Origin of the sequence: Shewanella sp. POL2, assembly GCF_000282755.1 — a bacterium.
Classification (GTDB): Bacteria; Pseudomonadota; Gammaproteobacteria; order Enterobacterales; family Shewanellaceae; genus Shewanella; species Shewanella xiamenensis.
Genome location: NZ_AKZL01000011.1, coordinates 17390 through 38539 on the forward strand (window position 1 = coordinate 17390; position 21150 = coordinate 38539).

Below are 21150 nucleotides of genomic sequence, written 5' to 3' on the forward strand. Positions count from 1 at the left end.
TCGCGGTTATGATAAAAGATCTTGTTTTAGATCCTTAGTGAGATGTAAAGATCATTATTTTAAGCGATAAGCTTCAACTATCTCTTTAATTAACTTTGGACCTTGATAAATAAAACCAGAGTAAATCTGAACCATTGTCGCACCGGCATCAAATTTTGCTAAGGCATCTTCAGCACTATTAATCCCGCCCACACCAATAATTGGGAGTTTTCCCTGTAAAGAAGTCGCCAATTGTTTAATCACTTTTGTTGACAGTTCTGTTAAAGGTTTACCGCTTAAACCACCGCTTTCATTAGCATTGGTAAGCCCGCTAACACCGTCACGAGTTAAGGTTGTATTGGTCGCAATTGCACCGTCAAACTGATTTTTAATTAATGCTTGAGCAATATTTTCAATTTCTTCTGTGGTTAAATCGGGAGCAATTTTAAGGGCTATTGGTACATATTTTTTATGCTTCTCTGCTAGCTCAAGTTGCTTGGTTTTTAATGCGCTTAATAATTCATCTAATAGATCGCCATATTGTAACGATCGTAATCCTGGCGTATTGGGTGATGAAATATTCACCGCAATATAGGCGGCATAAGGATAAACTTTATCCATGCAGATCAAATAATCGTCTTTCCCCTGCTCTACTGGCGTGTCTTTATTTTTACCTATATTGACCCCAACCATGATATCGGTTTTCTTTGCGATCAAATTTTTGACCAGATTATCGACACCTTTGTTATTAAAGCCCATGCGATTGATAATCGCCTTGGCGGGTTTTAATCTAAATAAACGGGGTAAATCATTACCGGGTTGTGGTCTTGGAGTAACAGTTCCCACTTCCACATGACCAAATCCCATCGCATGAAAAGCATCGATCGACTCACCATCTTTATCCATACCTGCGGCTAAACCCACAGGATTTGGAAACGTCAGCCCCATAAAACTCACTGGCGCAGGAGCAATATGCTGAGCATAAAAAGCATTCAGAGGGCTATTACCTGTCAGTCTCAGGCTACCAATGGCTAAATTATGCGCTCGCTCAGGATCCATCTGAAACATGACTTTCTGTGCGATTTTATAAAACATGTACTTTCCTCGACCTAAAAAAAGCCCCGGCGATCGCCAGGGCTTCTGATTGTTATAAAAGTTTACTTTTGCCCTTCGCAGTGAAGGATCAGAAGGTTAAGTTCACGTAGGGCGACAGAGAACTTAGCAAACTCATGGCTTTGCGACGTTTTAAAGTCAGCTAGCATATGGAACCATCTTTCCAGTAAGGCTTGATTAGTATCAATCCACTGGGAAATCACGCTCTGTGCGTTACAGGTTGCACTGCACGTTCTTAAAACCACTGACGTCAACGCACGTTGCTGCCAATCCAGCTCTTCCCTAAAGGCTGCACGGGCCAGTGCTTGCCAATGGTTAGTAACTGGTTGCGCACTGATCTGTTCTAGGAACCAGTGCAGCTCAACACGGGCACCGAGTTTGAAATAAGTCTCGGCAACAAGCGCAACTGTCTTCTCTTCTGTCTGCGCAATTTGCGCAATATCAAGTGTAGAGAACAGTGTGCTCATATTAGCAACGGTAGAGGCAACATCCTGAGGCACATTCTCTTTAATCAGAGCATTGATCTCAGCTTGGATACCTGCCGCTTCTTCTTCGACTAAGTATGAATGAACATTCGCTTTGAGTTGTTCAAATACAGGTTTGAAGAAGGCAACAGTTTGCTCAATGCTCCAACTACGATTACGGTGACGCAGGAACCAGCGGCATGCACGACGCATATTACGACGTAACTGGTGCAACATTTCACCTTGAACCACAGCAGGTACAATACCGTTTAAGTCAGTGATTGATTTAGTTAGTTCAGCTAAACCAAAGACTTCGCGAGCCATAGTGTAACAAATCGCCGCATCGGCAACTGAGGCACCTGTCTCATCTTGCATACGTTGAACAAAGTTCAGCCCCATGTCGTTGACCAACTCGTTGGCCAACGATGTAGCAATGATTTCACCGCGCAATGGGTGCGTAACCATTTTATGACTGTACAGTTCCTGAAGTTTTTTCGGGAAGTATGCAATCAACAATTGGCTCAACAATGTATCTTCAGTGATTTCAGGGGTGAGTAACTGCTCTTTCAGCACCATCTTAGCGTAAGCCACCAGCACTGATAGCTCTGGACGCGTTAATGCACGGCCATTAGCTAGACGTTCTGCCAGTTCTTCTTCCGAAGGTAAGAATTCTAACGCACGGTCTAACTTGCCTTCTTTCTCCAGATACTGGATAAAGCGAATTTGCTCTTTTAGTTGTTCTGCACCACGGACTTGAGTCACCGAAATCGTGCGAGTTTGGTCTTTACAGTCTTGTAGAACAATTTGACCCACTTCTTCGGTCATCTCTTCCAGTAAACGGTTACGTTGCTTGAGTGTCAATTCACCCTCAGCCACTAACGCGTTTAACAGAATCTTGATGTTTACTTCGTTGTCAGAACAATCTACACCACCTACGTTATCCACGAAGTCAGTGTTGATACGACCACCGTTGGCCGCGTACTCAATACGACCTAATTGGGTACAACCTAAGTTACCACCCTCGCCCACGATCTTGGCGCGCAGTTCACGACCATTGACGCGCAGTGCATCGTTAGCGCGGTCGCCGACTTCAGCATTGGTTTCGCGGGAAGACTTAACGTAAGTACCGATGCCACCGTTCCAAATCAGATCGACTGGCATTTTCAGCAGCTCTTTCATCAACTCGGTTGGTGTCATCGACGCCTTTTCAGTTTCCAGCATTTGCTTCATTTCAGCAGATAATGGAATCGACTTAGATGAACGCAGGAAGATGCCGCCACCTTTAGAGATCAGTTTGCTGTTGTAGTCTTCCCAGCTTGAACGTGGTAGTGCGAACAAACGGGCACGCTCTTCATAACTGGCGGCAGCATCTGGATTTGGATCGATAAAGATATGCATATGGTTGAATGCGGCCACAAGTTTTGTGTGCTTAGACAACAACATACCGTTACCAAATACGTCACCCGCCATATCGCCGATACCTAAACAGGTAAAGTCGGTAGTTTGGCAATCGATACCCACTTCGCGGAAATGGCGCTTAACAGATTCCCAGCCACCTTTAGCCGTGATACCCATTTTCTTATGGTCGTAACCGTTACTACCACCCGATGCGAACGCATCACCTAACCAGAAATTGTATTCTTGGGAAATAGCGTTAGCGATATCAGAGAAAGTCGCAGTGCCTTTATCCGCAGCCACAACGAGGTATGGATCATCCTCATCATGACGCACCACATCTACTGGATGTACGATTTCACCGTTAACGATGTTGTCAGTAATATCGAGCAGTGCACGAATAAAGATGCGGTAGCACTCTTGGCCTTCAGTGAAGAATGCCTCACGGCCCCCTTCAGTTGGCAGCTGCTTACAAACGAAACCACCTTTTGCCCCCACAGGGACAATAACGGTGTTTTTCACTTGCTGTGCTTTCACTAAGCCAAGCACTTCGGTACGGAAGTCTTCACGACGGTCAGACCAACGCAAACCACCACGAGCCACTTTACCACCGCGTAAATGCACACCTTCAACCCGTGGCGAATAAACGAAAATTTCGAATTTCGGTAGCGGGCGTGGCATTTCAGGGATCATCGAAGGCATAAACTTGAAGGAGATATAGCTCTTCGGTTCACCCTTAGCATCTAATTGATAGAAGTTTGTCCGCAGCGTAGCGTTAATCAGATCGAGGTAACGACGGATAATACGGTCATCATCTAAGCTTGATACTTCGTCTAAACGTAGGTTGATCTGCTCCATAAACTTGCCCAATGTGCGGGTTTTCAGTTTTGGATTGAACTTACGGATAAACATTTTTACCAACAAATCAGCGATTTGTGGATAACGACCGAAGGTTTCTTCAATATAGGCTTGGCTGAATGTCGCATCGATTTGACGCATGTATTTAGCGTAAGCACGCAGTACGGATACTTCACGGCCCGTTAAACCTGACGCCAGAATGATACGGTTAAAACCGTCATCTTCTAATTTCTTTTGCCACACTTGAGACAGTGCCGTTTGGAATCTGTCTTGGCTATCGGCGATATTGTCAGTATTGGCGACTTTGACCGTCATTAAGAAGTCTAAGATCCAGAAGGTTGAACCGTCTGAGGTCGTCACTTCATAAGGGCGCTCGTTGATCACGCGCAGACCAAAGTTTTCCAGCATTGGCAGTACGTCAGAAAGATGGATTGGTTCATCTTTATGGAACAGTTTTAAACGCACTTTGTTGTCGTTCAGCGCAGCTTCCTGCGGTTGATAGAACAACATGCCTAACTTGTGTTCGTCATCTAGCGCTTCAAGCTGTTGCATATCCACAACGGCCGAGCTTGGCAATACATCTTCTTTATAGCTTTGTTCGAAGGCGTTAGCGTAACGCTTCATCAGATGAGTACCGGCTTCTTCACCTAAGGCGTTATTTAGCGCAGTATTTAACTTATCTTCCCAAGAACGTGCCGCTTCAATTAAATTGTTCTCTATGGCAGCCACATCTACATCCATATTATTGTTATCAACTTTGACAATGTAGTGAGTACGGGCCAGGGTTGACTCGGAGAAATATGTCGTAAACTCTACATCTTCTTTGCTGTTGAAATGCTGGGCCAGAATACGCTGGGTATCTTGGCGAAGTTTAGTGTTGTAACGATCTTTAGAAACATACACTAAACAGGATAAGAAACGCCCGAAACCATCTTTACGAACAAAGAGTTTCAGTTTATCCCTGTCTTGCATCTCGAGCACACCGTGCGCTGTGTGTGCTAAATCTTCCACATTGGCTTGAATTAGCTCATCGCGCGGTAAGTTTTCGAGAATGTTCAGTAGGGCCTTATAATCGTGAGAACGTGGCGTTAAACCTGAGCGATCTAATACACGTTGAACTTTTTCGTTCAGCAGCGGGATCTCACGTGGGCTGCGGTTATACACGTTTGAAGCGTATAAACCGATGAATCTGTCTTCACCAACCACATTGCCTTTTTTGTCGAAGCGTTTGATACCGATATAGTCAACATAGGCTGGACGGTGCACACGGCTCTTGGCGCTGCTCTTAGTCAGGATCAACAAACTGTGATCTAAGGCTTCTTTACGCGCACTATCAGAAAAACTTGATAGTAACAAACCTTGCTCTGGTTGAGCCTTATGGTGCTTGTTCATTAAGCCTAAACTCGAGGCCATATTCGGCACCAACTCAACATCCCCTTCAACACGTTTTAAATCGTATTGACGGTAGCCCAGTAAGGTAAAATGATGATTATTAAGATAAGTTAGGAAGTTAATCGCTTCTTCTAACTCTTGCTTCTCACCGGGGAATGGACGCTTAGGCAGGTCTTTAATAGTCTCACTCAGCTTAGCTGACATGGCTTCCCAGTCATTAACTGATGCGGCGACATCGCCAAGCACTGATTGGATTTCACGCTCAAGGGCTTTGATATCCGCGCTACTGTTTTGACGATCGATTTCAATCAGGAAAACCGCCACCTGCTCAGTGCTGTCAGGGCTTTGCTTCAAGTAAGTTACTTTAGTGACTTCTTGCGCTGAACGCTCAATCGCCAGCGGAGTGTGTAACATCATATGGGCCGTAATACCCATGCGATTCAATGCCATACCAACAGAATCAACCAAGAATGGCATATCAGGTTGGATGACTTCAATGATCGAATGGGTCGATTGCCAGCCGTGTTTAGACTGACTTGGGTTGAATACTCTGAGGTGAGTTTCCCCTTTCGGGGTTTTATTCAGTGCATTCCATAAACTGAGAACGGCACCGTACAGATCGCTGTCATTACGCGCATTGAGGTCGTCTTTCGACATGTGGGCATAAAGGCAGGTCGCGAACTGTTCAACTTGCTTGGCTTGTGAATTAGGGACTTTAGCGTGAATTAAACTGACTACATTTTCAAGTAGTACTGAAGGCATTGCATCTTTCAAGGCCATGTTGCTGTTTCCTTAAGCGTCTATGGCAGCGCTTTTTTTCATTATTTGGATGCTTCGGCTTAACAATCTGAGAAAAGCGAGTGTGATCTAGATCGTCGCGCGAAGTTTATTACTAAATCCTCTGTATTTCGAGGAAAATTTTAGTGGTACATCCTCTTGAAATCCAGTCGCCACGCGATTAAAGCACACAAAATGACCAAACAATCGTAAAAACAGACTATCTATGCAAAAGAAAATGGGGAGTTAAACTCCCCATTCATTGATACTACTTAGCTTGTCGCCAAAACACTGCCGACAACGCTGGCAAGATAATTATTGCCCCCAACATATTTACCACAAACATGAAAGTAAGCAGGATCCCCATATCCATTTGGAACTTTAGCGCCGAGAAAAACCAAGTGCTTACCCCAATCGCCAAGGTTAAGCCGGTGAATATCACTGCACTGCCCCGCTCGACTAAGGCTTCATAGTAGGCTTGTTGAACTGGCATCCCATTCGACAACTTGGACGACATGGTCGACAGGATATAGATACCATAGTCGACCCCGATGCCTACACCAAGGGCGATAACGGGTAAGGTACTAACAGCTAAGCCAATATTGAGCTGAGTCATCAACGCTTGCGCCAGTGTTGAGACCACATAAAGTGGAATAATCACCGCTACCGTTGCCTTAAATGACTTAAAGCTGATAAGGCAAAGTACAAATACTGCGCCATACACATAGATCATCATAGGTAATTGGGCTTCAGCAACAGCTTCATTGGTTGCGGCCATCACTCCCACTGGGCCAGAGGCTAGCTTAAATTGCAGCTTATCATTATTCATTTTGGCCGCGACCGCTTTCACCTTGGCAACCACAGTCTCAATGGTTTCTGCTTTATGATCCTGCATAAATAAATACACTGGCATCACCGAGCAATCACCATTTAACAACCCTGACGTCGTAGGAATTTGACCAATCGCCTGCACTAAACTCGCCGTTGTACGCGGCAACACTTCCCATCTTGGATTGCCTTCGTTAAAACCTGCGTTTACCTTTTTCGCCACGGATGCCAAGCTAACGGTTGACTCAACGCCAGGAGTATTACGTACCAACCACTCAAACTCATCAATCTGGGTCAATACATCGTGATAGGTACAAGCTTCTGGAGTAGCTTCAACTATCACAGTCATTACATCCGTGGTGATAGAGAAGTGGTCGGTAATAAAGAAAGTATCTAGGTTATAACGTGAATCTTGGTGCAGAGCAGGCGCGCCGCCTTGTAGATCACCAATTTTCATCTGGTTTGCCTGTTGCAGCCCCAAAAAATACAAGGCTATCGTTGCCACTATCACTACCATCGCATATTTAGGCGTAGCAAATTTTGCTAGGTAGCGCCAAATCGCCTCGGCACGCACTTCATCCGATGATGGCGCAGCACCTTGTGGCGCAACTTTGAGCTCAGTAAAGGAAATCACCAGCGGTAACAGGATAAGGTTAGTGAAAATAATCACACCGACACCTAAGGATGCCGAAATCGCTAGCTCTCTAATAATACCAATATCAATAGAGAGTAACGTAATAAAACCCACTGTATCAGACAGTAATGCTACGCCACCGGGGACGAGTAAGCTACGAAACGCCGAAGCCGAGGCCGCCTTGGTCGTTTGTCCATCCATCACCCGACGTCTTACCGCGTTAATAATCTGTACACCGTGACTAACACCAATCGCAAACACCAGAAATGGCACCAGAATCGACATCGGATCGAGACCGAAACCAATTACCGTTAATAAACCAAGCTGCCAGATCACCGCAGTTAAGCTACAGACGAGAGGGAATATTGTCAGAATAATCGATTTAGAAAACAGATAGACCATTACAGCGGTGATAAAAATGGCAATCACGAAGAACAGCAATACGCCTTTGGCACCATCGGCCACGTCACCCGCCATCTTGGCAAAACCAATGATATGGATTTTCACCTTGTCGGTTTCATACTTACCGCGAAGTTCCTTCTCCAACTGAGCGGCAAAGGCAATGGTATCTAAGGGTTTACCCGTTTGTGGATCAAAGTCCATCAACTGGGCCGACACCATAGCAGCACTGTAATCATTGGCAATCAAACGTCCCACAATGCCTGCTTTTTCGATGTTATCGCGCACCGTATTTAAACCCGCTTCAGTGGTCGTAAAATCGGCGGGGATCACAGGGCCGCCAGCAAAACCATCTTCGACAACCTCAGTAAAACGAGTCGAAGGTGAAAACAAGGATTTCACCTGCGAGCGGTCAACACCTGGAATAAAAAATAGCTGATCATGGACATTTTTAAGGGTATCAAAAAAGTTAGGGTTAAAAATATTGCCGCTGGTGTCTTCCACCGCCACCATAATGCTATTGGCGCCACCAAAATCTTTTTGGTGTTTGAGGTAGGTTTGCATATAGCTATGATTGAGCGGAATATTTTTAATGAATGCCGCATCCATTTTTAATTGGCTTGCCTGGTAGCCCAAAAAAAACGTCAAGCAAAATAAAAATGCTCACCACCCAAGCACGGTTGCGGAATAAAAATGACTCAAATCCGTTGACCAGTTTTTCTAACATCTTATCGGCCCTGTTATTGTTGTTTTATAATTTATGGCTTCAGAGTGAGTAGCCCTTGGCTACCCGATAACCACACATTCCCTTGGTTATCTTTGGCAATTGAAACTAAGTTTTCCCCTTGGCGACGAGTGACAATACTCGAACTATCATCCTTATTTAACTGGATAACCACGCCAGCATTTCCCACTAGATAAAGGCTAGTGTCCGAGCTAACCATGGCGCCGTTGATGGATGATTTAACTGGCATCTCAATCTCATCCCATTGGCCAAGACTCAAATCCGCCTTAAAAACATGCCCCCTAAGCCCCATTACGTAGACTGAATCCTGCAATTGGATAGCATTGAACATAGAGCCATCGTAATCAAACCCTGTGCGGGTAAAGGTTTGGCCTTTATCAGCCGACACCGCCACTAAACCAAGCTCTCCGACTAATAATAAGCGGCCATCATTAAGCTCAATCATCCGATTAAAATGTGGCAATAATGAAGCGCGCTCGGTCAGATAAGCGTCTTGGTCGCTATTTTTTAACTCCGATAAATAGGATACGTCTTCTTCGGCCAGTAACTCTTCATGGAATTCTTCAGCCCAATTTGCGCCACCATCACGGGTGCGATAAAAAAGCCCGTAAGCACCAATCGCTATGCCCTCTTGTTCATTTAAAAACAACACATCAAGGAAAGGCTTTTCAATTTCAGTTGACTGCATTTGTAACGACCACGTTTGGCCGCCATCTTGAGTGTGCAAAATGGTGGCATCGTGACCAACAGCCCAACCGAGTTTTTCATTTAAAAAGAAAACCTTTGTTAACTGAACCGAAGTTGGCGTCGGAACTTGTTGCCATTTGTCATTTAACACTAACACATGACCACGCTCACCCACGGCAACCAAATGCTGTCCAGCGTGTGCAATATCGAGCACTAAAGAAGATGCGGCCAACGGCTGGATTTGTGGAAAACGCTCTGGCACAGCAGAAAACAACGGGGAAGAAAATAAACAACCAACACTTATCGCAGCGACACATTGAAGGATGCGAAACGACATACAAACTTCCTTAAACTAATGAGGGGCGCTTAGCGCCCCTTTTACCGTGGCTGATTAACGAATACCTTCGCGACGCAGCGCATCTGGGGTGAAGTTCGCTTCACTCAGTTTGGCATCGAAATTATACATACCGCTCTGGTTGTCTAAGCCCATAGCTAAGTAACGACGGGACTGCAAATCATGGAACACTTCTAAGGTATCCCACTGGGTAGGCACTTCGTAATAGTTCAAACCATGGGCAACCGCCACACGATAAAGTTCATTACGGTTGTCATACAGATCGGCAATCGATACCTGCCAAGAGTCTTCATCAAGATACATCACGCGGGTTTTATAGATATGGCGCATACCGTCTTTCAGTGTCGCCTTAACTTCCCACACGCGGTGTTTTTCCCAACGGACGAACTCAGGATTGATATGACCGGGTTTTAAAATTTGGTCATATTTCAACTTATCTGAATGCAATTTGTAGTCATTGTAAGGAATATAGATTTCTTTCTTGCCCACAAGCTCCCAGTTGTAGCGCACGGGTGAGCCGTTAAACATGTCGAAATCGTCAGTGGTGCGCAGACCATCGGATACGGTACCCGGTGTATCAAAGGCAACGTTGGGTGCCTTACGCACGCGACGCTGGCCTGTGTTATAGGTCCATGCCTGGCGCGGTAAAGCTTCTTGATCCATGGTTTCTTTAACTAGCAGCGCAGTACCCGCTAAACGTGCAGGTTGAGTCACTACTTGTTTAAAATAAAACAAGGTGTTGCTCGCTTTTAACTGATCTAAAGTAATCTCAGGACGAGAATATTCGAAACGGATTTCCTCGGCAGTTTCCACTAAGGTGAAACTACCATCAGCTGTCGGTGCCGCTTGGCTACGTGAGGTTTCAACATCCACACCACGGAAGCGTTGAATATGGTTCCAAATGGCTTCTAAACCGTTAGCTGGAATAGGGAATGGAATACCTATCGATGCACCCGAAATACCATTACCTTGCGCCACCAATTCGGCACGGGTCGCATTGGCTTTGGTCGCATCGTAGACAAATTGCGGTACGGAAGCACTACGACGAGTCTTGTACACATTCATCTTGTAAGTATCAGGATAAAGCTCAAATAATTTCATCTGACCTGGGGTCAAAAAATCTTTATATTGCGCTTTGTTTGCATTGGTAATGGTAAATTCAATCTTATCTTCAGGAAAAGGATCAGGATGATGCATCCCCTTAGTGTAACCCGCTACAGGCTTAGTAATACCACCATCCCATGCGGGGATAGAACCATCAGCATTTCCAGCCTTTTCAGCACCTAATGGGGTTAATTCGTTACCCAGTTTTGCGGCCTCGACTTCGGATACTTTAGCCATCGCTGCTGGTGCTACAAGTGCCATAATGACCGCACTTGCCAATATCGACAGTTTCTTCATTGTTATAGTCCTTTAGATCGAATACTTGATATTGAATGAAATATAATCACGATCTGCCATCGCGTTGGTTGTACCTACACCACCAAAGAAGTTGTTGTAGGACAGATCGGCCCCCCAACGGTTTTGGTATTCAAAGTTCAGACCCAAAGCGACTGACTTGCGTCCCTCTGTGAAGAGGAACATAGGATCTGGTGTAATACCATCAACATCGTGCGAGAAAATCATCCGTGGAGACATGTTTACACCCGCAAACAAGTTGTTGAACTCAGCTTTAGCTACAAGGCGATATCCCCATGCGAAATCGGTTGGGAATGGGTTAGTTTCAGGGCCGTTATGCAACGCTTGAATAATGCCTGGCATATCAGGATTACCGCCAGAACGCGCCGTTCCCGGACCATTTAAGCGCAATTCATCAAACCCAGGCATATCATGGATCCACACCCCGCCAACTTCAGCTAACATCGTCAGGTTATCTAGGCCCAATGTAGGACCAAATAGGTGAGTGAAAGTGACTTGCGCCTGAGTCGTATCTAAGCGGATAAAGCCGTCAACGGTATCACCAGGCTTTACTCCATCAATTTGTGAAATACCGTCGAAATCGGGGCGAATACCGGCATTTGCTAACTGCTGAGGCATACCTGCGAACAGCAGTTCTACGTCATCAATTTGCAGTGGTTCATCTTGACGGTGGGCAATTTCAGCACCAACTGAAGTATCGCCTAGTGAAGTGTTAAAACTGAAGCCATAAAGCTTGATGTCTTCAGGGTACACAATTTGCGCTTTAGAGAAACTCTTTAAACTGAGCAGTAATTCGCGGTTGATATCACCCGCATTTTGCCCCAGAACCGCTAAGTCAGATAACAGAGCACCGGTGCTAAAATCGGCGGCTGTACCGCTGATCAGCGGACGGCGGCTATGGTAGTTCATAAAATAGAAACCAAACTCGGTATCGCCCAATTCAGGCGCGTAATACCCCAATTTGACACCATATTGGCCATCATTACTTGGCTCTTGTTCATCTTGCACTAAAGTGACTTTAGTAGGATAAGCTAATGCCATCGCGACGAGCTGTTGCGTTGGAATTGTCTGACCACTGGCAATCATCCCAGCTAGACGTTGATATTCCTGCATCACAAAGTCTAAGTTGATATCAGGGTTGGCGTTAAAACCTAACTGTGCGTTTTGATTGTAACCACCAAAGCCTGCAAAATCGTTAGTCGCAAAAATTGAACCAGGTGTTGGCACCCAAATAGGTTCCCAATCATATTGATAGAAAGCTTCTACCGATAAGTTTTCTGTGATCCCAAGAGAAGCCCACACCATGCCCTGAGGTCTAAAGGCTTCTTTCAGTTCAGCACCGGGAGCATTAAGGATGTTCAAATCAACAGGGTTAATCTCACCAATACCATGGGCGATAAGAGTACTTTCCCCCCAAGAAACCACTTGGTTACCTAAACGGATAGAGAGTGGGTTGGCACCGTCATTTAAATCAAAATTCGCATAAACAAAGGCATCTAACAGACGGATGTCCTTACATTGCACTTCTGAAGCACGATTATCCTCACAAGGATCGAATTCTTTGCCTGTTATCGGGTCATTGAAGTCATAGTTACCATCGTTTAATTTACGATCGTAAAAATACATGCCACGAGCAAACAGACCATAGTTCTCATACTTCAGGGACAGCTCATGTAATCCTTTAACGATCTCAGAAGTAGTATCACCCTGAGAATAAAGCAAATTACTTAAATCGTTATTGCTTGAATAGGAACCTGGCTGTGCCCAAATCTCAGCAGATGTGTATTTAGTATTGCCAAACGCAGTATAATTCGACCAATCAAATTGTGGCTGGTTAACTTTACCAATTTGTCCATCCCAATCGCGCTCACCGACACGCCAACTGGCACCCGCAGTCCACGTTGAGTCAAACGTGCCTTGTACCTCCCCCCAATCGAACGCAACCGCATTAACATTCGATATCATCAACAAACTCAATGCCGACGCCACCCCCAAAGCAAGCGCCGACTTGTTAAAACTTTTTTTAACAATTTTCATTTTAGCTCTCCGTACCCTGCTGGATTCTTTGTTCTTGGAATTACAACCAACATCTTGTTAGCTCACAGGTAACATCATTGTTACAGCAATTAATCCCCATGAGCAAGGCACAGTTAGAGAAAATTTTCTAAAGAATTAAGCACGTAGACACATTTATGTCATCGAGTACAAAGATGGGATTTAAATTAGTAAAGCAGAAGATTGGAATACTGAGGCAAAGCAAGATAAAAAATCATAAATTTCATTAACATAATCACAAAGAAATTATCATGTTTTATTAATTGTAATTAGTCGACCGTTTAAAGTAATTACTCTAAGATAAAATCAACAATTTGTTTCTACAACCGCTCCAATGACACAAATTGACCTTTATCGTCGAGCACGAGTTTAAACTGCCCATGAATACCATTTTCAGTTAAAAAACGCCTAAAATGTCGCCCGCTAATCCAAAGGATCCGCCCTTGACGTTCACGCACTTCAACTTTATCGGCCAGCCCTTGATAGTAAGGTAAAAAATCTTGATAGCTAAGGGTTAACTTAAAATACAATTCCATATTGATAAGGGCAGCAAAATGCTGCCCTCCTCCTCTAATTAACCTGAACTCGGGGTAACGAGTGTCGAAAAACCTAAATTTAATAAACTAACTCAATGCTATAAATGATTATTTTGAAACGAAAAATCTATTATCTGCCTGAATGCGCAGATTTGTGCGCATATCAAGGCGCTCTGTCGTATGCCATAGCGAGCGATGGTGAGACAGAGCAACGCAGAGAGGCTCGAAAAGAGCCTATTCAGCGGCTCTGCTTATCTCGAGCTCACGTTAATGACGACTTCGCTAACGCTTTGGACACTTTTTCGAATAAATCCTTAGAGAGTCCAGGTAAGTCTAATAAACGCGTTAAACAGGCCTTAATCTTACGCTGACGTGTTTCATCGAATTTACTGAATTGGATCAGCGGTGTCACCATTCTGGCGGCAACTTGTGGGTTAAGCTGATTTAAGTTGATAAGGCACTCAGTTAAAAACTCATAACCTCTGCCATCGGCGCGGTGGAATTGATAAATATTTCCAGAGGCAAAACTACCAATAAGCGAACGCACCCGATTGGGATTACTCATGCTAAAACTCGCGTGTTGTTGTAATTGACGTAATGTATCAATCACATCATCGCTATCATGAGTCGCCTGTAACATAAACCATTTATCCATCACTAGCGGCGTATCACGCCAGCGCGTCTCAAATTGAGCCATTAACTGGTCACGGCAAGTTAAAGAGCCAACATTGGCTGCCGTTAATGCGCCGAGCGAATCCGTCATATTACAAGCCTTAGCAAACTGCTCTACCACAAAGGTTTCGGCATCATTGCTAACTCGGCTAAGCCAATTTAGACATTGGTTTTTAAGGGCGCGGGCTTTAGTGCAATCCAAATTAACCAATGAGCGATAAAGTGCCGTTAATTCATCTTCGCAGTAAGCAGCAAGCTCTGTGAGCACAAATTCACGCGCGAGCGCTAACGCATCAAGGTCAACAGTATCAGTTTGCTCAATCAAAGCGGAAGCCGATGGAATCGCTAAAATCTCAGCCATTAATGCCTGATCGAGTTTCTCATCGAGTAAAGCCCCTTTAAAACTATCCTTCACTCTTCCATCTAAGGTCATCGTCTGATGTTGCTGTAAATGTTCAACATTTTGCCAAATTGCTTGGCTAACGAGAGTAACGGATGCCTCCCAACGCGCCACTTCACTCGAAGCAAAACGCATCAAATGAACAAGTTGGTCAACTTCGAAGGGATAGTGCAATTTAACTGGCGCAGAGAAATCTTGCAGCAATGACGCCACAGGTTTATGGCGGAGTCCTTCAAAAGTAAATACTTGTTCGGCGTCAGTAAAACTGATCACTTGGTTGACCAGTGATAGTCCCTTATCGTCCAACAGCTCCAGACTAAAAGGAATATGCAGCGGCGAGGTGCAGCCTGTAAGAGTCTGTTTAAGTGTTAACTGATAACGCCCTGATGCAGCATCAAAACTGTCGCTTGCGGTTACTACCGGCGTACCTGCTTGGCTATACCAGAGGCGGAATTGGGTTAAATCGATACCACTGGCATCTTCCATCGCCGCAACAAAATCATCGCAGGTCACAGCTTGGCCATCGTGGCGTTTAAAGTATAACTTCATCCCCGCTTGGAAACGGGCTTCACCAAGCAAAGTGTGCATCATGCGAATAACTTCGGCGCCCTTGTTATACACTGTCACCGTATAAAAGTTATTCATCTCAATCACGGACTCTGGACGAATTGGATGTGCCATTGGGCCTGAGTCTTCAGCGAACTGCTGGTTTTTAATGACTTTAATGGCGTGAATTCGATTTACCGCGCGCGAACCTAAATCCGAACTAAACTCTTGGTCGCGAAAAACTGTTAAGCCTTCTTTGAGACTTAATTGGAACCAATCACGGCAAGTGACACGGTTGCCCGTCCAGTTATGGAAATATTCATGGCCGACTACGGATTCAATACCATGGTAATCCTCATCAGTGGCGGTCAAAGTATCGGCGAGGACATATTTGGTATTAAAGATATTTAAGCCTTTATTTTCCATCGCCCCCATATTGAAAAAGTCGACAGCAACGATCATGTAGATATCTAAATCATATTCAAGGTCAAAACGGGACTCATCCCAAGCCATAGACTTTTTAAGGGATGCCATAGCATGGTGCGCCTTATGCAAATTCCCTTTATCAACAAAAACCTGTAGCACCACTTTACGCTGACTGCGGGTAATAAACTCATCCTGCAACAGATCAAAATCACCTGCCACGAGGGCAAAAAGGTAGGCCGGCTTGGGGAAAGGGTCCTGCCAACGTACATAATGGCGTCCGCCATCGAGATCACCTTTGTCAATCAAGTTGCCGTTACTGAGCAGGAACGGGAACGCCAGCTTGTCGGCTTCAATACGCACAGTATATTTAGCCAATACGTCAGGACGGTCGAGGAAGTAAGTGATACGTCTAAAGCCTTCAGCTTCACACTGGGTGCAATAGGCACCGTCAGACATATAAAGCCCTTCGAGGCTTGAGTTGGCTTCAGGATCCAGTTGGGTGATGATGGTCAGCTCAAACTCATTTAGGGTCGTTTCGATTGTCAACTGCCCTTCACCAACTTGATACGCTACCTGTTGACCATCAATCGCCACGCTGACTAAGGTTAATCCTTCACCATCAAGCACTATAGGATTAGCGTGGGAAGAGCTACGTTTAACCTTGCTTATAGCCTTAACAACGGTATTTTTACCGTTAAGATTAACATCTAAGTCGATGGATTCAATCGTGAACTGGGGAGCTTGGTAGTCTTTAAGGTATTTTGCTTGAACTTGTGTCATTTCGTTCCCTTTAACACTGATTTAAATAAGAAAAACGCGCCATAAGCGCGTTTTAAGGTAAGGTAAACAGACGTAACTTCCGCCTATTTAGTGCCAGCGTTAGCTAGCTTTTTCGCATCCACCATATCTAGAGTGATATAAGCCGTTTCATCTAAAAATGCATCTGGCGCAGCAACATCATCTTTAATATCTTCCATCGATTTAACTGGCGCTAAACCATTGGCTACGCGACGCTCATTGGTTCTATCGAGCACTTTCTTCTCATCAGCTTCACGTGATGCAATACGCTCACTTTCCACTAAGGAGACCGTTTTCTCTTTGTGATGCTTTTTAAAGTCAGCAATATCTTGATTGATATAGTTAAACTCAACACTGTTTTGAATACGGGCAAGGTGCTTTTTCTCTAAACTCGCCACCAGTTCAGGGGTGATATCATTTAGCGTACCGTATTGCGCCATCGGGACTTTGTCCCAAGGCAAAGCATTCTTCTCTTCAGCTTCACCATACTCACCAGGCTCTAACGCACTTGGATACGCAATATTCGGCGTCACACCTTTGAGTTGTGTACTACCACCGTTAATGCGATAAAACTTCTGAATGGTGTATTGCACATGGCCGATAGGCTTCTCGTACATATCGTAGATCCGACCTAGGCTCTTATGCTGTTGCACTGTGCCTTTACCGAAACTGGACTCACCAACAATCAATGCACGATCATAATCCTGCAATGCTGCTGCAAAAATCTCAGAAGCTGATGCGCTGTAACGGTCAACCATCACGGTCAACGGACCTGCGTAGGTAGTCTTGCCATCGTTATCGCGGTGAGCTGACACACGGCCATCGGCGTCACGGATTTGCACCACAGGGCCCATGTCAATAAAGAGTCCGGTCAGTAACACGGCTTCGGTTAATGCACCGCCGCCATTACCACGTAAATCGATAACGACACCTTCGACTTTTGCTTCGTTGAGTTTAACGAGTTCCTTTTCCACATCCTGGGATAAATTCATATAGAATCCAGGAATTTGGATAACTCCGACTTTACGATTGGCGTATTCACCGTCTTTAGGTTCGATGATTTTAGAAGTCGCGGCACGGTCTTCTAAGCGAATCTTGTCACGTACTAAAGTGACGTTAAACGGCTTAGCATTTGAGCCACCTTTCTTCGGTAAAATCTGCAAAACGACTTTACTGCCCTTAGGACCTTTGATGAGCTCAACGACATCGTCTAAACGCCAGCCGATAACATCAACGATCTCGCCACCCTCTTGGCCAACACCAACAATCTTATCTTCTGGTGACAGTTTTTCACTGCCAGCGGCAGGACCACCTGCGATTAAACTCTTAATCACAGTGTAATCATCTTCGAGCTGTAACTGCGCGCCAATACCCTCTAGGCTCAAGTTCATTTCCATTTGGAAACGCTCAGCATTACGGGGGGATAAATAGCTAGTGTGCGGCTCAATGCTGCGAGAAAATGCATTCATCACCGCTTGGAACACATCTTCACTATTGGTCTGAGTCAAACGTTTGATGGCGTTGTTATAACGTTTTTGCAGAATCTCAACAATTTCAGGCCATTTTTTGCCAGTAAGCTTGAGATTCAACGCATCGTATTTCACTCGCTGACGCCAAAGCTCATTGATTTCAGCTTGATCTTTTGGCCAAGCGACATCTTCCCTATCGTACTCGTAGGCATCACCAGGAACGGTAAAATCCATTTCTTTATCGAGCAGAGAAAGCGCGTACACAAAGCCTTCGTAGCGACGTTTTTGAACCAAATCAAACATTTTGTAGGCAGGGTCGAGTTCACCTGAACTCAGCATATCGTCAAACTGATTGATATAAGGCTTAAAACTGTCGACATCGGCTTGGGTCAGCACATTGCGACGGTAATCAAGTTGCTGTAAATAGCGGTCAAAAATCTGCGCAGAAAACGCGTCATCGAGCGCAAATCGATGGTAATGCGAACGAGTGTATAAATCTGTCACTCGTTTACTGGCCACTTTATGCTGCGCTTCCTGCTTGAGAGTGGGTAACTCGCTGATTTGAATCGTAGGAGGCACAGCCCAAGCCGAGAATCCGACAAAAACAGTGGCGATGGATGTAGCCAAAATGAGTTTTCGCATCAACAAGTTACTCCGTTAGATTAAATGATTACAGCAGAATATGTTCTGCTTTCACTTTTATCGTTAAGCCGCTATCAAGCTGAACATGAATGTCTTCTTTGTTAATGTCAGTGATCACGCCGGCTACTGGCGTCATACCTAACTTAACATTGACACGCTGTTTCTTAGCTAAATCGGTCAATTGCGCTTGGACTAAGTTAACAGCAGGTTCAGCCTTAGGAGCCACTTTGGCAGGACGCTCAGTCTTGCGGGCAGGAACAGCTACTTTCTTAGGGGCCTTTTTCGCTGGAGCTTTGCCAGCCGGAGCCACTTTGGCAGCTTGAGCAGCACGCTTAGCTTTGGCTTTTTCTTGGCTTTCTTTCAACATGGCTTGAGCATGATCGATATGTTCTTGCTCTAGCTCGCCACAAGGCTGACCATCAAGATCCACACGCTGGGCACCAGCTTTTACCGATTTGAGGTAACGCCAACTGCTAGTGTAACGTCTTAACGCCACGCGCAGTTGAGTTTTACTGACTTTAGAATCATCAGCCAACCTTTCAGCCAAATCTTGAAACAATCCGATTTTTAATGGCTTAGTTTCACCTTCAGCAATAAAGCACAAAGGAAATGTTTCATACAAATACGCCAAAATTGCGTTGGTGTCGGTCAACTTATCTGTTGATTCCATCATTACTTCCACAGTTAAAAAGGGACATCGAATTCGAGGTGATATAAATCAGCTTCTTACGTGTCGTTTATCTTGGTTAAGCTCACAATTGAGCCAAAGTACAAATTAACATTCTCGCCGAGTTAACTAAAGTTAAAAAATATCAGTTAACCATTTTTTACGGCTAAACCTCTCAGGTTTATTCGGGCAATGCCCAAACAAGCCTTATCAGGGCATGCGCTATTATAAGGCGCACGCCACCGATTGCGACTATGAATTATGCGTTATTGTACGCAAATTAAGCAAATAGGCAGTTTTCGAAGCTTTTTACCAATAATTCCAAGCCCTTTTGGTCTTCTTCGTCAAAGCGGTCAAAAATAGGGCTATCAATATCCAGTACAGCAATCACCTGACCATTAGCGCGAACAGGGATAACAATTTCGGAATTACTGGCCGCATCGCAGGCGATATGTCCATCGAATTGATGCACATCGGCAACCCGTTGAGTTTGATTAGCCAGTGCTGCAGTGCCACACACGCCTTTACCCATCGGAATGCGGGTACAAGCCACTTTACCTTGGAATGGGCCTAATACTAACTGTTCGCCGCGCATAACGTAAAAACCTACCCAGTTTAGTTCGGTTAGGTTGTCATTAAGCAGGGCTGAAAAGTTAGCCATAGCAGCCACTAAATCATCTTCGCCTTCGAGTAACGCTAACGCTTGACGGTTCAGTGATTCATAAAATTGCGGTTTCATATGCTTCCTAAAAATTATTCAGCAGCATCGTCCTTCTTAGACGCTTTTTTGGCTGTGTTTGGTTTTGTTGGCGTACTATTAACTTGAACCACGCCTTTAAGCAAGTTTGTTAGCTCATCTTTATTGTTAGCAAAATAGAATGCGAGCTGTTCGGTTAGACTTTCATCAATCCCAAGTTCCGCTTTCTGAATAAATGGAATGAGGTTATCAGCGATGTCGAGCATCTTATCGTAGGCATCAGCCTCCTTTTTCGATGTGAATGTCATCTTTTCTACCCCTTCTCTTACCACGACAAACTGTGTAATAACTGCCATGACCGCCCTCGCACTGTTTTTATATACAGTAACCAGAATGACATAAAGTGAACTAGTGATGCAAGTGTTCTGATTATTCTGATATTATGACTGCGCTTTATGTTGTGGAGATGGGTCAATCAATTTGATATCTCACCTTATAATTTGTTGTTTTCGGATTATTTGCTCAATCTCAGTGGCTTTGGGGCTAATATAATATTTTTATATGCATGACAATACAGCAGAAAACTCTGTAATCCTCTGTCGTTCCTGCGACTTGGCCATTCGGAAACGAGCCCTCCCAACAGGGGTCAGAGCGTTGTGTCCGCGTTGCAACACCGCACTTTATGACACTCCATACTGTTCAGTAAATGGCATGTTGGCACTGTGCATTACCGCGTTGGTGTTTTATTTTCCTGCTAACTTTTTTCCTGTGCTAGAAATCCATTTTCTGGGCAGTATTCGCACAACAACGGTATTTCAAGGCGCTTTTGCCGTCTTCGAACAAGGTTATTGGGTAGTGGGATTAGCCGTCCTTGCTGCCGCAGTGGTTGGCCCTGGTTTATTGATCCTATCGATTCTTGCGCAAATTTTGATTATAAAATGGGGGCTTGCGAGCCCGTTTTGGCGCCATAGTCTCAAACAATTACTCACATTTCAGGGGTTCCTTTCGCAGCTGACAATGCTTGAGATTTATGTGATTAGCTTCCTCGTCTCATCATTTCAATTGTCTGATTTTTCGGATATTTATTTTGGAATGGGTACCTTTTGCTTCACCATGCTTTTTTTAGTCACCCTGTTTTTACAGCGTGAATATGATATTGAGCATATGTGGGGTCTTCTTATGCAGGAACATCACTGA

General features: G+C 44.7%; 12 protein-coding genes and 1 pseudogene. 1 reads left to right on the top strand and 12 read right to left on the bottom strand.

The genetic code is table 11. The annotated features are described in order from the left end of the window. Positions 1 to 54: 54 nt before the first annotated feature. From pyrD to SHEWPOL2_RS04460, 12 genes and pseudogenes are all read right to left on the bottom strand, one after another. Positions 55 to 1074: a quinone-dependent dihydroorotate dehydrogenase gene (gene pyrD / locus SHEWPOL2_RS04405; RefSeq protein WP_037419316.1), complete on the bottom strand. Its 1020-nt coding sequence runs from the start codon at positions 1072 to 1074 to the stop codon at positions 55 to 57. A 62-nt stretch (positions 1075 to 1136) separates the two neighbouring features. Further along, positions 1137 to 5981 (bottom strand): NAD-glutamate dehydrogenase, encoded by a 4845-nt coding sequence (locus SHEWPOL2_RS04410; RefSeq protein ID WP_037419313.1) that lies wholly within the window; start codon positions 5979 to 5981, stop codon positions 1137 to 1139. Positions 5982 to 6246: 265 nt separating this feature from the next. Continuing rightward, a pseudogene (locus SHEWPOL2_RS04415) lies at positions 6247 to 8566 on the bottom strand (MMPL family transporter). A gap of 31 nt (positions 8567 to 8597) precedes the next feature. Beyond that, on the bottom strand, positions 8598 to 9608 hold the full coding sequence (locus SHEWPOL2_RS04420; RefSeq protein ID WP_037426463.1) for a YCF48-related protein: 1011 nt from the start codon (positions 9606 to 9608) through the stop codon (positions 8598 to 8600). A gap of 54 nt (positions 9609 to 9662) precedes the next feature. After that, positions 9663 to 11027, bottom strand: a complete 1365-nt coding sequence (locus SHEWPOL2_RS04425; protein WP_037426465.1) for a DUF1329 domain-containing protein — start codon at positions 11025 to 11027, stop codon at positions 9663 to 9665. A gap of 12 nt (positions 11028 to 11039) precedes the next feature. Next, the gene (locus tag SHEWPOL2_RS04430; protein WP_037426466.1) at positions 11040 to 13082 is read right to left on the bottom strand and encodes a DUF1302 domain-containing protein; all 2043 of its coding nucleotides are present in this window, start codon (positions 13080 to 13082) and stop codon (positions 11040 to 11042) included. Between the two features lie 338 nt (positions 13083 to 13420). Then, a complete protein-coding gene (locus SHEWPOL2_RS04435; protein WP_037419300.1) occupies positions 13421 to 13636 on the bottom strand; it encodes a DUF2835 domain-containing protein in 216 nt (71 codons plus the stop codon). Between the two features lie 262 nt (positions 13637 to 13898). Continuing rightward, on the bottom strand, positions 13899 to 16460 hold the full coding sequence (pepN, locus tag SHEWPOL2_RS04440) for an aminopeptidase N (protein ID WP_037426469.1): 2562 nt from the start codon (positions 16458 to 16460) through the stop codon (positions 13899 to 13901). Between the two features lie 83 nt (positions 16461 to 16543). After that, positions 16544 to 18589, bottom strand: a complete 2046-nt coding sequence (gene prc, locus SHEWPOL2_RS04445; protein WP_037426471.1) for a carboxy terminal-processing peptidase — start codon at positions 18587 to 18589, stop codon at positions 16544 to 16546. Between the two features lie 28 nt (positions 18590 to 18617). Continuing rightward, positions 18618 to 19259, bottom strand: a complete 642-nt coding sequence (proQ, locus tag SHEWPOL2_RS04450; RefSeq protein ID WP_086023985.1) for an RNA chaperone ProQ — start codon at positions 19257 to 19259, stop codon at positions 18618 to 18620. Positions 19260 to 19536: 277 nt separating this feature from the next. Next, a complete protein-coding gene (locus SHEWPOL2_RS04455; RefSeq protein ID WP_037419288.1) occupies positions 19537 to 19995 on the bottom strand; it encodes a GAF domain-containing protein in 459 nt (152 codons plus the stop codon). A 14-nt stretch (positions 19996 to 20009) separates the two neighbouring features. Continuing rightward, a complete protein-coding gene (locus SHEWPOL2_RS04460) occupies positions 20010 to 20309 on the bottom strand; it encodes a YebG family protein (protein WP_037419285.1) in 300 nt (99 codons plus the stop codon). Between the two features lie 205 nt (positions 20310 to 20514). On the opposite strand from SHEWPOL2_RS04460, the gene SHEWPOL2_RS04465 reads away from it, so the two are divergent. After that, positions 20515 to 21150: a paraquat-inducible protein A gene (locus SHEWPOL2_RS04465; RefSeq protein WP_037419282.1), complete on the top strand. Its 636-nt coding sequence runs from the start codon at positions 20515 to 20517 to the stop codon at positions 21148 to 21150.